The following is a 15,119-nucleotide window of genomic DNA, read 5'->3' on the forward strand; positions in this document are numbered from 1 at the left end:
TTTTTTGATAGAAGACAAAGATAATTATCTATTCATTAAGGATTGTAATAAAACTGGAAAAGGAGTATCAGAATGTCCTTGTTTTCTATTTTGCTTCCCTATTTTGTAAATTCTCCACCAATGGGCAAATAAATCTTTGTACGCAGCTATTAAAGAATTCTCAGGATCGTAAATATGTGCAGGTTCGGAGTTTACGCCATTTAACTCCATCACTTTAAATTCACCTTTGATCAAAGCTTCCTCATCTTCCGCTTTTAGGTCGTATCTCCCGAAATAAAATCCATCTATATGAGCAGAAATTTCATCAAATACTTTAGTATCTAACTTTGATATCAAATAATTAGCATCATTAAAAATAGCTCCTCTACAATGATTTCCCATTTTAGATAACATAAAAACTTCTCCATCTGCTATCACATGATGTAATACATCTTGATATTTATCGGTCAAGAAATCGAGGTACAAGGATGCTCTATGATGGTTATTAAACAACGACAATAGATCACTTTTACCATCGCCTACAACATACAGCTCACCTTTAAATACTATAGAAGTAATTTTTCCTTTAGACTGATCAGGGTAGCGAACATACATTATTCCATACTCATCATTAGTAGCAATAAATTCTTGTAAAATGATCTCTTCGGGTTTAGTTTTAAGATAATCATTCAAGTCCGTATCATTAGATATTTTTTCTACACCACTTCCCCTTTCTCCTTCATTAGGTTTCAAAATTACAGGATAAGACAAACCCAATTCTTTCATAGATTTTTTTACATCATCATTGGATGGAGATTTTAAAAAAAACTTTGTTTTGGGAATATATTGAGACGGGATCTGCTTAAGAACATCGTATTTAGAATAATCAAAAAAACCACCATACTTCATTCCAGGGTTAACTGATGTCATAAAACTTAAAGATCTAGACATTAAGGATAGAACGAAATAGAGGAAATAAACAGGAATATAAAAAATGTAATAAGGCCAAAATTCCCATTTAAATATTCGATATTTAAAATCAGGCTTCAGATTCATGTTTCATTACTTTTTGAGATAAAGAAGCAAAACTTTTTTTAGTAGAAATTCTATCATAATATAACATATCTACTTTTTGATTTTCTACAAATAATTGTGTGGTACTTACTGTACAATACTGAGGTCTTTGCATAGACAAACCGGTGTATTCATCTTTATCATGATCCAAATTTTCATGGTAATCTAATATTTCAGCATTTGATCTTTCTTTCACTTTTAACCAATCAACAAATAATTTTGATCTTCTTTCTCTTTGTGATGAACTGTATAAAGTAACCGAAGACCATATATGTGTTTCATTAGGATTTAATGATGTAGACTTCCCTTCTTTTCCATCCCAAATAAACTGAGAAATTGTCCTCTCCGATTTATTTTCGATAATTATTAAAGTAAAAGGCTCTACGTTAGTAAAATCATACGATGATAAGTAATTTTCTACATTCGAGCATAATAAAGCATCAATCACTACTTTCCCACGAGAGTGTTTATAAGGTGGAGTCGGAATATGTGCCTTATAAGCACCATTTAATAAGCAAACCACTCTTGATTGATCGGTAGCTCCTAACCATGTACCTAATGCTTGAGCGTCGATAGGCGCTAGAAAAGAAATCCCTTCTTTTGAATGAATAGAAGGAGCAAAAGCAGTAGATCTACTTTTCATCTCATCCCTATTGGATGTGAAAAGATAAGAGTTGGGTGATAGTGGTATATAAGTCAGAGTACACATATAAGATAAACAATGGTTATTTTCCTTTTCGGTAAGCGAAAGTAGATTTAGCTACTCCAAATATTTCATTTAATTGAACTTCTGGGAAATAATGTTTGAGTCCAACTTTAATAATGGCTAAATGATGAACGGTATGTTCATTACAATAATGTATTTCTCTAGTAACAGTAGAGGCAGACTCCCAATCCTTAGATACCAATTGATCATCAAAATCTTTGACTAATAAAGTGATTTCTGATGGGTAATCTCCAACAATTGTAAGTTGCTGTTGAAGTTCTTCTAATTGCTGACTAGCATAGCTTCTATCACTTTCAAGAGGTAAGCTTCTCTGTCTATCTTCATAACAAACTTTTTCACGTTGTTTTACACTGAGTATTAAACACTGATAAAACTCCACAATATGTCTAGTATGTTGTCCTATAGAAGACCCCGAAAAAAGTGGTAAAGGAGCCGAAAATTGATCATCAGATATTTGAGACAATAAATCATTAAGTTGAGCGCAGAGCTCTATGGCTGAATGTGTTACTTGATGGTTCATTCTAAATGATTTCAAGAATAAAAAATTAACTTGTTCCTTTTTAAATAATAGAAACAGTTTGTTAGATAATATCTTTTTAAAAATAAGACTTTTATTGTCCTTTTCTAAGATTGCACCTGAATGTTTAATCAGATACTTGTTTTTAGTAGTAATAAATGAGTCATACTGACAAAAAGGAGACAACTTTTTCAATTCACTGTAAGAAAAATCAATTTTGATCTTTCTATTTCCAAAACTCATTTATATTTGAAGAACCTATTAACAACATAACTTATGAAGACAATATATATATCCCTTCTTTTAGCCATCATTTTTAACATGGCTTGCTCCAATGAGCAAAAAAATAATTCTTCTGAAAAAAATGAAGTCAAAGCTGTTACTCAGACTACTTTAAAAACGGATAATAAAAAAGTGATTGTCTTCTTTGGTAATAGTCTTACTGCCGGATATGGTTTAGAAAAAGAACAGGCTTACCCAAATATCATTCAAAAAATAATTGATGAAAGCGAATTAAACTATAGTTGTATTAATGCTGGTCTTAGTGGTGAAACAACAGCTGGAGGGTTAAATAGAGTTGACTGGGTGATTGGACAACAAAAGGTAGATATCTTTGTTCTTGCCTTAGGCGGAAATGACGCATTAAGGGGAATTGACCCCAGAAGCACTGAAGACAACTTGATAAAAACTATTGACAAAGTAAAAAGTAAATACCCCGATTGTAAAATATTATTAGCCGGTATTCTTCCTCCTCCAAATATGGGAAATGATTATTTTAAAGCATTTGAAGGACTCTACCCCAGAGTTGCAAAAGCTAAAGATGTGAAATTAATGCCTTTCATCTTAAAAGATGTCGCTGGTATTCCGGCTCTAAATCAAGAAGATGGCATTCACCCTAATGTGGAAGGTGCTAAAATTCTTGCTAAAAACATTTATGAAGAGTTACAACCACTACTTTAGTCTTTCTTCTTAGGTTTTATGACAGGTCGGATACGTTTAGGTTTTTCATCTTTTTGTTCTTGATGGTTAGTACCTAAATCTTCTTCCTTCTTCACTTTAGGTTTGATTACAGGGCGAACTCTTTTGGGAGACACTTCTTTTTCTTCTGAAGGATTTGATGGTGTTTTGGTACTCTCTTCTTTTTTCTTTTTAAATACCGGTCTAACAGGTTTAGGTGTAGACTCCTCTTCTTTCAAATCGGTTTTTTCTGAAGTAGATGAAGTTGTATTTTCTGTTTTCTCCTCTTTTTTCTTTTTGAAAACAGGACGTACTTTTTTAGGAGCTGCTCCTTCTTTTTTATCAGTTATCTGATTATCTGTCTTGGGAGTATCTGTAGAAGATACTTTCTTTTTAAATACTGGTCTCGCTTTCTTTGGAGCTTCTTTAGTTACCTCTGTTTTTTCTTCACTAATTGACGACTGTTCTACCTTTTTCTTAAAAACAGGGCGACTAGCTTTTGGTTTAGCTGTAGCTTCGCTTTCTAAGTCTTTTTTCTTTTTTATCATCGGACGAACTACTTTTTTTGTAGGCGTCTCTTTCACTTCATTATCTTCTTTTACTTCTGATGTATCTGAAGAAGTCTTAGGTTTTACTTTAACTTTTGGTCTAAACTTCGGTTTAGGTTTAGGTGCTACAGCTTCTTCCCCACTTACTTCTTTAGTAGTTGCGACAGGCTTCTTAACGATAGCTTTTGGTTTTACTTTCGGTTTATCGGTAGCCACTTTAACTGCTTCTGCAAGCCAATACCTTCTTCTAATTTGGTTAATTAAAAAGAGTTTTTGTTGTGTAAAACTTTTAGGATGTACCTGCATAAATAACGATTCCCACTCTTCGTAACGAGAAGGTTCCGACGATTTAAACTCTTTAAAGTCAATACGTTTTTTCGTTAAAAATGCCTCAAATTCGTTCATAAACTCAAAAAATTACATCAAATTAATTCATTCGAAATGAATAAGAATAATTATAAAACTGTCAGATTAGTTAGTTCTTCATGTAGAGAACTCCTAAATAACCAATACCTTTTCAAACAAAGAAATAAGTAAAGAGCTTTGTCAAAGTATTAATTACCTACCCACTCCTTATTCAATCGTTGAAGTTGTTTTCTATATACACTAAAGATTCTTGATTTAGAAACCATACCTACATAAACCCCTTTTTCATCTATTACAGGAAGGTTCCAAGCATCTTCTTTTTCAAATTTCAACATTACAGATTGCATACGTTCTCCGTAATCAACTATATCAGGTGGCTGCATCATTACATTTTCGATTTTCACCAATTGTTGCTGTTCTTGATCAAACATGATTTCTCTTACTTGATCAAGAGTAATGATTCCTTTTAACCTTCCCCTTTCACTTACAACAGGAAAGACCGATCGTTTACTCACTGATATTGCGGTAACTAAATCACTTAAATAACCTTTTACCGGTACTGTTACAAAATTTGTTTCTATCAGCTTATTAATATTTAAACGATCAAGTACTTGCATATCTTTATCTCCTTTCAAATAATCGCCTCTAGCTTTTAAAGTACTTACGTGAGGAGCATCTGGGTTAACAACACTTACAGTGGTGTAAGCAATAGCAGATACTAACATCAAAGGAACAAATAGTGTATATCCTCCAGTAATTTCAGCAATTAAAAATATTGCGGTTAATGGTGCATATACTACCCCACACATTACTCCACTCATACCAACTAAAATAAAGTGAGATTCATGAAGGTTAGCTATTCCTAATAGATTTATTAAACGAGCGAAAGAAAAACCAGTTAAGCCACCAATTACCAATGCAGGTCCGAATGTACCACCTGAACCACCAGAAGATAAGGTTAAGGATGCACCAATCACTTTAGCAAACAATACCATAATGATATATGCCAAGAATAGCCATGCCTTCGTATTGGGAATGATACCTTCAAAAAGTTCTGCTCTTTGTAATAATAGAGGTTCTTCTCCATTCAATAAAGCTTTTATTGATTCATAACCTTCACCGTAAATAGGAGGAAAAAGGAAAATAAAGATGGATAATAATAAACCACCTACTAATGCTCTTTTGTATCTATTGGGGAATTTTTCTTCCATCAAATGCTCCATCTGATGAAGTGTTTGATTGAAATAGATAGAAACAAAGCCAGCTATTACTCCCAAAAGAATAAAGAAAGGTATATTTTGAGCTTGAAAGTCTTCTGCAATTTGGAAGGAGAATAAAACTTCTTCTCCTAGAATAAGCGATGAAATAATGGCTGCACTAACGGAAGAAATCAGCAAGGGAACAAAGTTAGCAACAGAAACCCCCGTAAGAATAACTTCTATACTAAATATCAAACCTGTAACTGGTGCATTAAATATTGCTGAAATTACTCCTGCCGTACCACAACCAATCATAAGAGTTTTGGTCTTATAATCCATCAATAATTTTCTACTGATATTCGAGCCTATTGCACCACCCGTTAATACAATCGGTGACTCAAGACCTACAGATCCACCAAAACCAACAGTAAAAATAGAAGTCACAATACGTGAATACATCTTACTTTTACCAATGTTACTATTATTCCTAAAAATATTATGTAAAATATCTGTGATAGCGTGACCTACAGAACTTTCTTTATATAACGATTTAGCCAAAAACGTGGTAATAATTAAACCTATCAAAGGATAAAGTAAAATACCTATATTTTCACCAAAATTCTGATGAGTAAGAATATGATGAAGTTCATGCACTGACTTTTTTAATAATACAGCAGCCATGCCAGAACAAATTCCTACCACACTACTTACAATAAGAATAAAGTTCCTGTCTGAAAGATGGAGTCTTCTTATATTAAATAGTTTCTCTATCAGCTTGTTTTTTGGCATCTAAAAGTATCAAAGATTAAAAAAGATGGATATTATTATACACTTTGTACAACCTATCTAGCAAAAGTAATAAATGAAGTCAAAAAAAAAACCTATCTCTTATCATAATGATAAAAGATAGGTTGTATTTCTATAAGATCCTTAATCTCACATCATCAAAATTAGTTTGATGGTACTGGATCAGGAGTACCTTCTTCAATTACTGGGTAATCATTTTGCTGAACAGTAGGAATTTTAGAGCCATACTGTTTATTGATTGCATCAATAGTGAAATTAGCAATAACTGCATATCCTCTTTGTGTTAAATGAGCCCCATCAAGAGAGAACAAATTACCAGAAATATATGCTGTTGTATAGGTCACACCGTCAATGATAGTACCTGTAACTGTATCATCCATAATTGATTTTACATCTACATAGGCTAAATCTCTTTCTCCTGCTTGTTCTTCTAAATAAGAATTGTAACCATCAATTGCTGTTTTTACAGCAGTGACGTCAACAGACTCAAGGAATTCAAATTGAGAAACAGTTGCATCATTCACTGGAAGGTAATCTTTCAGTTTTGCAATATCTAATTCACCACCAGATAAGATCAATTCTCCTAATGCTACTATTTTATTAAGTGCAGCTAGTGAGAATAGTGTTCCTTCAGCAGGTACTCTTAACATCGTTGGAGAAGTTTCATCATAAACCGGGAGTTGGTTAGATTCAGCGGTGAACTCAGGATAGAATCCTGCTGCTTTTAATTGAGCTTTTGTTGTTTCTACAGCAGCATCAATAATCGCATCAACTTCTTCTTCTGTACCTGTCAAAGATGCCCAAGACTGATCAATACCTAAAGCTACTAACTGAGTTATACTAGCTTGCCCTTCTGGAGAAGCTGTATAAGCTAAACCTGCTTGGTGAGCTTGTTCCATTGATGCACCCATTCCTAATGCTTCGTTGTAAGCACCTAAATAAACTACCGTATATGCTAAATCTGCAGCTACAGAAGGATCTTTTCCTAATGATGGAGCTGTTTGAACAGCAATTCCAATAGTGTTTGCATTACCAGCAGCTGGAATCGGTGTTAATAACGATGTTATTGTAGGTCTTGCCACCTCAACTTGCTTAATAATTGAACTATCAAATGCATTCGCCAAATAACCATTTACTAAAGTTAAAAACTCATCAGTTAACTCCATACCATTTGCAGCTAACATTTTTTCCAAAGTATTTGGCGTAGTTTGGAATAACGCAGCATTTGTAATATCAGGAACATTTAATAATGCACCTTTTGCCCCTCTTGCATCCATACTATCTAACACCATCCCGATTGCTTCTTCGTAATCTGATTGAGATGTAATAGATCCAGGACCCATTGAGCCACCTGAAGTAGCATAACCTAACACATCATTTGCTCCTAACCATACAGAGAAGAATGTTGGGTTTTGCATTAATGCATCAGACAATACTGTAGATCGACCTGGGTTACTTGCAAAATAAGCATAAACACCTGCTGCAAGAGCTGGGTTATTTACCTCTACTGCTTTCATTCCTGAAACAGCCATATTATGGAATCCTCCATGTTCTTGGTAAATATTTGTAGTTGGTACTTTTGGAGTCTTACAATTAAAACATGGTCCTTGTGAAGTTAGAATAAAAGGAGCTCCAAAATATTCTTCTCCAGAATGGCTAATCAATGGCTGATTAAAACCTGTTGCCCCTAATCCTACTTCCTGTAATTTATTCGCTATTAATTGAGGATACGAATTAACTTGAGATTTTGCCATCCAAGCATTATCTGTTACACCTGCAGTTAACGAGTTACCTAAGGCAACATATGTTGTAAAGTCTAAAGCTTTACCGCTTTGATCTGTACCCGATGAAGTCTGAAAATCATCTACCTCAAGTGTACAAGATGCTAAAAACGCGACAGCTAAAGCTGCGATTAAAGATCTATATTTATTAAAAATCATTTCTTTTTCTTTTGATAGAGTGATGGATTAGAAGTTATAGTTTAAAGAAATACTTGGGATGTAAGCAGTTGCTTTATATACACCATTTAATCCACCTGTATCCTTGTCTGTTGGTACTACATTTTCTCTTTGTTGTTTGTTTGTAAACAAGAATGCAGCATCAACACTAAATTTCTCTGAGAACATATAGCTTGCACCTACCGATGTACCGATTGATAACGCATCAGGTGATTCTGGTGTCATATGTCCGTCTGGTACTGGTGTAGTATCTACATAAGCACCTGCTCTCACAATTAGAGCATCTGTTGCATTGTACTCTGCTCCTAAATTAAAGATCCAAGAATCTTCCCAGCTTCTATCATATGCAATATCACCATAATCACCGTCAGGGAATTCAACTTTTAATTCTTTATAAACACTCCATGTTACATAGCTTACGTCAAGACCAAATGACCATTTCTCATTAGGATAGAATCCAAAACCTACTGCTGCAGTACTTGGTAAAGGTAAAGTGGCATTAAAAGCCGCTTTGTAAGGTTGACCAGCTGTGTACTTATCACCAAAAAGATTATCACCGATAAAATCATTTGGTACATCGAAGATTGCATCACCTCTTTCAACAGCCATGTCAACACCGTGACGGTAATTTAAACCAACTGACCATTTATCACTTGGCTGATAATAAAGACCGGCATTAAAAGAAAATTGAACTGTATTTCCTTCCATATCAAAACCTACATCTCCTCCTGAAGCTGCCACTTTCTTTTTGAAAGAAACACTACCAGTAACAATGTCAACTCCACCACCTACAGATAATACATCATTGATTCTGTAAGATACTGTTGGCTGAATATATATAGCTTGTAAAGAAATTTCTTGTAATGAATATCGACCTGTCCAACCGTCTTCATAAGATACTGTTGATCCGAATGGAGTGAAAACCCCTAAACCAAATGCCCAAGGAGACTCCGCTGAAGGTCTATATACACCATAAGCTTGGAATGGTGTTCCCATTGGAGATGTTGAAGCATGTTTTGTTGCACCGCCTGTTGGACGATACGATATATTCGAGAATACCGGGTTAACCCCTACCTGAACCGTACTTGATTCCAAGAATGATAAAGCTCCTGGATTAAAGAATAAACTGGATCCGTCTGGTCTAAAACCAACCTGAACATTTCCACGGCCTACTGCTTTTGTTCCTTGCAGTAGCACTTGGAATCCGTTGGCAAAAGTGGCAGAAGAGATACACACTGTTGCCAGAACCATTAGTAGATTTCTGATTTTCATTAAAATAAATAAGTTAGATGAATTTCACTTCAAGAGGATTGAATCACATCTTGATAGTCCCTTATTATATGTAGATTGATACTAAAAATATGTTATGTATGCATAACATTTAAGACAATATTAATTTTAAGGGATGCAATCTGCAAATAATAGCTCAATTTTTCTGTGTACAAACTACACTTAACTTCAAATATTCACATTTGTTATTAATAATTTACAATGAACCGCTTTGAAATGTGACTGTTTTTTAATAATGAATATTCATTCATTTATTATTTGAAAACGAATATATATATACGGCAATAGTGTTGTAAATTTAATTATTACAAGAAATTGAATTTTGTAATTAAGATAAGTTTCCCTAGTATTTTTTTAATGTTATGATGAGTCAGATTACAGCTTTTTCTTTTCTAATGAGAGGAGGCAAATTTATCATAGTCGTTGATAATGGCTCTATATAATAATTCACCTTGATATTGATATCCTCGACGGTTAAGGTGAACTTTATCTTTTGATGTCATTGATTTTTCACTCCAATATTGTATTGAAGATAACCCACCCATTACTTGATAGAAATCCCAAAGAGATAAGTGCTTATCCTTAGCAATTTGATATAACTTCTCAACTGCTATTGAATTGTCTTTATTGATATATCTAGAATTTCTAAAATTATCCCCTGGCGTTGTTATTAATATGGGTAAATTAGGTTGTACCTTTTGAAATGCATCAATTAAATCTGCATATTTTTGATGAAATACGTTTGGAAGAAAGGGTGGGACAAAGGCGTCATTAGTACCTAAAGATAAAATCACTAAATCAGGTTGAAGAGCTTCTATTTCTTTCGATAATTGTTTACATCTTAAAAACGATGTAGCTTTTGCTCCATTTACTCCTACAGAACTATAAGACAATCCTTCATGTTTATCATCCTTAACATTAAACCCTCTTAAAGTAAACTGATTTTGCTCTTTATTTTCTTTTCTGAAACTCAAACGAAAGTTGCCAATCTCCTTATCAAATTTGAAAGATATATATTGATCATGTTTATCTAAATTGATCAACTTAGCATTATTTGATAATGATTGGATAACTGGAGTATATTGTGTTTTATCATTTACTGGATAATAAACATCGATTCTATCACCTTCATAATTATAAAGCGAATCCACATTTACATTCACTGAAATTTTAGCAAAGGCGTCTGTCGTACTTGCTGTTATTCCTGCGAGTCCCCAATCACTTTTATGATAACTGATAGAACATCGTTGACCTTTCCACTCACCTATCTTATTGACTCTATAATTGTAGGGATTATTGGTTTTTGCGGCTTTAAATGGAAAAATGAACCCTCTACCCGACATTCCGAATCTAGGGTCTTCATAAAACCTTTGTCTTACCCAACCCGAAAATAAATCAGCTTGTATATGAGAATCACCTAAATGTAAAACTTGCACATGTCCTTCTTTCAGGTGTGAAAGTTTTTCTAGTTTTCGATAAAAGGGATATAATACGGTATCATTAAAAGACTCCAAATAATTTAAATCCATACGTATAAAGTCATAGGCAATAAAAGGTCTTCTAGTACTATTTGATGAAATTGAAGCGGAAAAGCCGCACAATAGTAATATGGTTAGAAGTCCTTTAAAGGGCCATAATTTTTTACTCTTTAGTATAGAAAGTTTATTTGGTTTCGACATCCTCTTGATTTCGTTTTTTAAATCTTTGATACTCTCTCATTAACTCATTGTAAAGCATATCTCCAATAAAATTAGCTCCTTTTCTTGTAAAGTGAGTGTAATCTCTTCCTGCCCAAGCTGGGGTTTTCTCTGCCCATTTTACAATTGAATTAGGGCCACCCATTGCTAGGTATAAATCCCAATATGCAGCACCTGCTTTATTGGCTGCTCTTCTTTCTGCTGCTCTAACAGCATCAATATTAGGATAAGATTCCATTTTCTGACCATTTTTTCTGGCCATATCAGAAACCCCAACAATTAATATTTTCAACTCAGGGTCCACCTCTTTAAAGTAATTAATCTGTTTGATTAATAATCGTTCATAGAAGTTATAGCTTTCTGCTTCTTGAGGTACAACATTTACACCAAACTGAAGAATTATCAACTTGACATTCATATTGTCAACAAGGTCTCCTAATAACCCTTTTCTAATCTTAGTGAAATCTGTTCCTGAACTACCTCTCATTGGAATATTATCAACAGCTATTCCAGAATTACAGTCAAAAGAGACTCCATAAACCTCTGGAGAAACATCTGATTTAAAATGAACATCAACCTCGCCTAAATTTCCTGAAATTGGAAGTTTCACCTTTTGTGGAATAGAAGAGGATTTCACATTCTGTGTAGTACCCGTTACTCCATTCATAGAATAATCTAAAGTAACATCAGCTACTGTATTCCTTAAATACACATTAAAGTTTTCAAACTCTTTATGTAATTTTTTTGAGTAAGGTGCTTTGGTAAAATTAATCGATGCATCTGTGCCTTCATAAGTATAATACTTACCAAAAAAGCCATAATCATTATGTTTTCCTCTATATTTTTTGGGGCCAAAACAAATGTATTGTTCCCAATTATCTGAATAATCTTGACTTAAAGTCGTTCGCATATTTTTTAATTCCATAATCGGAACCAATCCTACGCCACAGCCTCCAAATTGTTCTTGAAGGTTTTTTCTTAACCTTTCTGTCATTCTATCTCCTTCTAATTGAGAATCGCCATAATGAAGCACTCTTATTAAACTACCCTCCTCTGAAATACTAGACACCCCTCTAAAAAAAGTATCTAAATAGGTTTTATCTCCATTGGGATATTCTACCGCAACAGCACCTTTTGGAGTTCTTACAACTAATGGCTTTTCTTCAACGGGTACCCAAGAAGATGATTGTTTAATGTCTGTCAGGTCTACAGTTAATGAATCTACTTCATATTCCTCTATTATGTCTGGCTGAACTTCTTCTTCATTTGCCAACATACTTTCGGGAAAAACATCTTCAGCAGATGGAATTTTAATTTCTAGACCAAAAAAATTTATTTGATTAGGAGACATGATAACAACAATGCTCATCATCAAACCAATATATACTAATATTTGAAGAATTTTTAAAGGAGTAACTTTCATACATTTAAGGTCATTTTTAGTTGATGATCAATGTATTAATTGATATAGCAATTCAACTAAAATATTCAAAGGATAAAATTAAGTCAAAAAAATAATGTCAAATTTAATTCAAATTTGACTTTCACAATTAAAAATAAAACAATTATACCGTGTTTATACTTAATTTGATATTAAATTTTGATCATATCTTAAATTAATAAAGCGAGTTCTAAGAAAAATATTTTTTCTACTCCAAACATGGTACTTTTGTAAGTATCTAATTTAATAGAATTATCTCAGTAAAATCATCTGTAATTATTATATGGCTGAAGAACTTTATATACCTAATAACACCTCAAAAGAAGAGTTATACAAAAGTTTAATTCCTCAAATAAAAGGTTTGACTTCTATCGAGTCTGATGTTATCGCAAATTTATCTAACACTTGTGCTGTATTGACCACAGCTTTCAATTACTTGTGGACTGGGTTTTATTTGATAAAAGAAGATGAGTTAGTTTTGGGGCCATTTCAAGGGCCTATAGCGTGTACAAGAATAAAAAAAGGAAAAGGAGTTTGTGGAAGTGCTTGGGAGGAACAAAAAACTTTTGTGGTAGAAGACGTGGAAGCCTTTCCTGGGCATATTGCATGTAGTTCTTCTTCTAAATCCGAAATTGTCGTTCCGCTAATTAAAGACAATCAAGTTATCGGTGTTTTAGATATTGATAGTGATCAACTATCAACATTTGATTCTACAGATAAAAAATACTTAGAAGAGATTTGTGAATACATTTCTACTTTATTTTAATCAAAATTAGGTTACCCTTTTGATTAAAAAATAAAGAGCACCTATTATTAATAGATGCTCTTTATTTTTGCCTTAGAATTATTGATACAGAATTACTTCTGATCTGCTAAGATTATTTTATCCACAGCTTCTAAAAGGTTTTTAGCATAATGTGTAGCTACAGAACCTTCAATTAAAGGATTATCCACTTGGATTCTATGTTGAATCCCTACTTTTTCTGCAGGAATTAAATCTCTCTCTTTATCACCAATCATCCAAGTATTTTCCATATCTGCATTATACTTATAGATGGCTCTCTCAAACATTAAAGTACCTGGTTTTCTGCTTAGAGAATTCGACCATTTTTCGTGTTGAGGAGCGTAAAACATATCATCAATGGCATGACCACAAGCTTCTTGTAGAGCATTATGACAAATGTAAACATCTTCTTTTTTGTAGATACCTTTAATAATACCTGATTGATTAGTAAGAATAACAAGTTTAAAACCTGCTTCTTTCAATTTATTAAGTGCTTCTGGAACACCCGGTAAAACCTCAAATTTCTCTAAGGTATAGGCATAATCCACATAGTCTTTATTTAAAACACCATCTCTGTCTAAAAAGACACACTTATTCTTTTCCATGAATATATTAAGTAATTGAAAATATGGGCAAAGGTAATAAAAGTTTGAAGAGCATATCTATTTATTCAGAATTATAAACCCTTCCTTTCCAATCAAACTTTGGTGATAATAAACTATATACTAATAAAGAAGCATAACTTATGGTATAAATAGGCTCAAATAAAAGAGTGGCAATAAAATCAATTTTTAAACCTAATTGTTTTTGTGACACGGAATACCAAATCAATTTACTGACATAGTAGACCAATAACACTTTAAACATATAAGGATATAACAAACTAAAAAAGACTAAAAAAGGGAGGGTGAAAATATTAATGTAATTTAAAAAAATTAAAAAAGGATGTACTTTTTTACCTCCTTGATACCAACGAATTCTTTGTTGAAGCCAAAATTTAAAACTACTTACAGGTGCCGTTTTTGCTAGAACTTCTCTTTGATACAGTTGAGTAAAAGATCCTTTCTTTTTTATATGATGATGAAATAATGCATAATCCTCAACGGCAGTATTCTGAATGTCCTTAAACCCTCCATTTTTATCAAATGTTGACTTTTTTATACCCATATTATTTCCCATCGAAGTCACTGGAATATTAAACTTTGAGAGTAAATACACATTTTTAAGTGCTAACATCCATTCCAACTTTTGCCATCTACTCCAAATAGTATTACCAAAAGGAATTGTAACCCCTGTAATGAATTCAGTCTTTTGTAATGATTTTGTCATTAAACCTACCCATGTTTTAGGATAAATTGTATCTGCATCTGCAAACAACAAATAATCCGAATTGGCTTTATTAGATAAAGTAACTAATACATTCAACTTCCCTTCAAGTTTATTTGACTTTGGTATGTCATAACATTCTACATTTTTATTGTTACTCTCTAATTGTTGTGCTATCTGTAAAGTATTATCAACAGACTGATCATTTCCGATTAGAATATTTATCTTGGTTCCTTCATTTAATTCTTGATCGATCAAACTATCAACACATTTTTTTAAATGCTCTTCTTCATTTCTTGCTGCTATTAAAATAGATATTCTGATGGTCATAAAATGATTTTCCAGTTTGTTAAATTCTTTAAGGTTTGATTTTTAATTAGTTTGCCCAAAATTTTAAATTTGATAAATTTGCAATGTAATTAACGGTTATAAATATAAATTTATCAAAA

General features: G+C 32.9%; 13 protein-coding genes. 2 read left to right on the forward strand and 11 right to left on the reverse strand.

The genetic code is table 11. From position 1 onward, the window contains the following. Positions 1–24: 24 nt before the first annotated feature. The 3 genes from NH26_RS12080 to NH26_RS12090 form a co-directional block, all read right to left on the reverse strand. Positions 25–909 carry an ATP-grasp domain-containing protein gene (locus NH26_RS12080; protein ID WP_158021933.1) on the reverse strand — a complete coding sequence of 295 codons (885 nt, stop codon included), beginning with the start codon at positions 907–909 and terminating at the stop codon, positions 25–27. Between the two features lie 109 nt (positions 910–1,018). After that, on the reverse strand, positions 1,019–1,762 hold the full coding sequence (locus tag NH26_RS12085; protein WP_084812157.1) for an NRDE family protein: 744 nt from the start codon (positions 1,760–1,762) through the stop codon (positions 1,019–1,021). 16 nt (positions 1,763–1,778) lie between these two features. Next, complete coding sequence (locus NH26_RS12090) at positions 1,779–2,300, reverse strand: DinB family protein (protein ID WP_044224276.1); 522 nt, start codon at positions 2,298–2,300, stop codon at positions 1,779–1,781. A gap of 273 nt (positions 2,301–2,573) precedes the next feature. Between NH26_RS12090 and NH26_RS12095 the strand changes: the two genes are divergently transcribed. Continuing rightward, a complete protein-coding gene (locus NH26_RS12095) occupies positions 2,574–3,257 on the forward strand; it encodes an arylesterase (protein WP_044224055.1) in 684 nt (227 codons plus the stop codon). Here the strand turns inward: NH26_RS12095 and NH26_RS12100 are convergent. The 6 genes from NH26_RS12100 to NH26_RS12125 form a co-directional block, all read right to left on the reverse strand. After that, positions 3,254–4,207, reverse strand: coding sequence for a hypothetical protein (locus NH26_RS12100; protein WP_044224054.1), 954 nt, complete (start codon positions 4,205–4,207; stop codon positions 3,254–3,256). The genes NH26_RS12095 and NH26_RS12100 overlap by 4 nt on opposite strands. A gap of 149 nt (positions 4,208–4,356) precedes the next feature. Then, positions 4,357–6,156: a chloride channel protein gene (locus NH26_RS12105; RefSeq protein ID WP_044224052.1), complete on the reverse strand. Its 1,800-nt coding sequence runs from the start codon at positions 6,154–6,156 to the stop codon at positions 4,357–4,359. Between the two features lie 161 nt (positions 6,157–6,317). After that, positions 6,318–8,114 (reverse strand): SGNH/GDSL hydrolase family protein, encoded by a 1,797-nt coding sequence (locus NH26_RS12110; RefSeq protein ID WP_044224051.1) that lies wholly within the window; start codon positions 8,112–8,114, stop codon positions 6,318–6,320. 27 nt (positions 8,115–8,141) lie between these two features. Beyond that, complete coding sequence (locus NH26_RS12115; RefSeq protein ID WP_044224050.1) at positions 8,142–9,404, reverse strand: OmpP1/FadL family transporter; 1,263 nt, start codon at positions 9,402–9,404, stop codon at positions 8,142–8,144. Positions 9,405–9,814: 410 nt separating this feature from the next. Beyond that, positions 9,815–11,101 (reverse strand): GDSL-type esterase/lipase family protein, encoded by a 1,287-nt coding sequence (locus tag NH26_RS12120; protein ID WP_084812159.1) that lies wholly within the window; start codon positions 11,099–11,101, stop codon positions 9,815–9,817. Then, on the reverse strand, positions 11,085–12,542 hold the full coding sequence (locus tag NH26_RS12125) for an SGNH/GDSL hydrolase family protein (RefSeq protein WP_044224047.1): 1,458 nt from the start codon (positions 12,540–12,542) through the stop codon (positions 11,085–11,087). The genes NH26_RS12120 and NH26_RS12125 overlap by 17 nt, the downstream gene beginning before the upstream one ends. A 301-nt stretch (positions 12,543–12,843) precedes the next feature. On the opposite strand from NH26_RS12125, the gene NH26_RS12130 reads away from it, so the two are divergent. Then, positions 12,844–13,326: a GAF domain-containing protein gene (locus NH26_RS12130; protein WP_044224046.1), complete on the forward strand. Its 483-nt coding sequence runs from the start codon at positions 12,844–12,846 to the stop codon at positions 13,324–13,326. 92 nt (positions 13,327–13,418) lie between these two features. Here NH26_RS12130 and NH26_RS12135 read toward each other — a convergent pair whose 3' ends face one another. Then, positions 13,419–13,949, reverse strand: coding sequence for a D-glycero-alpha-D-manno-heptose-1,7-bisphosphate 7-phosphatase (locus NH26_RS12135; protein WP_044224044.1), 531 nt, complete (start codon positions 13,947–13,949; stop codon positions 13,419–13,421). Positions 13,950–14,010: 61 nt separating this feature from the next. Then, complete coding sequence (locus NH26_RS12140; RefSeq protein ID WP_044224043.1) at positions 14,011–15,000, reverse strand: glycosyltransferase; 990 nt, start codon at positions 14,998–15,000, stop codon at positions 14,011–14,013. Positions 15,001–15,119 lie beyond the last annotated feature (119 nt).

The organism is Flammeovirga pacifica, from assembly GCF_000807855.2.
GTDB classification, from domain to species: domain Bacteria; phylum Bacteroidota; class Bacteroidia; order Cytophagales; family Flammeovirgaceae; genus Flammeovirga; species Flammeovirga pacifica.

Excerpts from the sequence above, each read along its gene's own strand:
- NH26_RS12125 (WP_044224047.1), bottom strand. The coding sequence starts at position 12,542 with ATGAAAGTTACTCCTTTAAAAATTCTTCAAATATTAGTATATATTGGT.
- NH26_RS12115 (WP_044224050.1), bottom strand. The coding sequence starts at position 9,404 with ATGAAAATCAGAAATCTACTAATGGTTCTGGCAACAGTGTGTATCTCT.
- NH26_RS12110 (WP_044224051.1), bottom strand. The coding sequence starts at position 8,114 with ATGATTTTTAATAAATATAGATCTTTAATCGCAGCTTTAGCTGTCGCG.
- NH26_RS12090 (WP_044224276.1), bottom strand. The coding sequence starts at position 2,300 with ATGAACCATCAAGTAACACATTCAGCCATAGAGCTCTGCGCTCAACTT.
- NH26_RS12105 (WP_044224052.1), bottom strand. The coding sequence starts at position 6,156 with ATGCCAAAAAACAAGCTGATAGAGAAACTATTTAATATAAGAAGACTC.
- NH26_RS12080 (WP_158021933.1), bottom strand. The coding sequence starts at position 909 with ATGACATCAGTTAACCCTGGAATGAAGTATGGTGGTTTTTTTGATTAT.
- NH26_RS12095 (WP_044224055.1), top strand. The coding sequence starts at position 2,574 with ATGAAGACAATATATATATCCCTTCTTTTAGCCATCATTTTTAACATG.
- NH26_RS12100 (WP_044224054.1), bottom strand. The coding sequence starts at position 4,207 with ATGAACGAATTTGAGGCATTTTTAACGAAAAAACGTATTGACTTTAAA.
- NH26_RS12140 (WP_044224043.1), bottom strand. The coding sequence starts at position 15,000 with ATGACCATCAGAATATCTATTTTAATAGCAGCAAGAAATGAAGAAGAG.
- NH26_RS12085 (WP_084812157.1), bottom strand. The coding sequence starts at position 1,762 with ATGTGTACTCTGACTTATATACCACTATCACCCAACTCTTATCTTTTC.
- NH26_RS12120 (WP_084812159.1), bottom strand. The coding sequence starts at position 11,101 with ATGTCGAAACCAAATAAACTTTCTATACTAAAGAGTAAAAAATTATGG.
- NH26_RS12130 (WP_044224046.1), top strand. The coding sequence starts at position 12,844 with ATGGCTGAAGAACTTTATATACCTAATAACACCTCAAAAGAAGAGTTA.
- NH26_RS12135 (WP_044224044.1), bottom strand. The coding sequence starts at position 13,949 with ATGGAAAAGAATAAGTGTGTCTTTTTAGACAGAGATGGTGTTTTAAAT.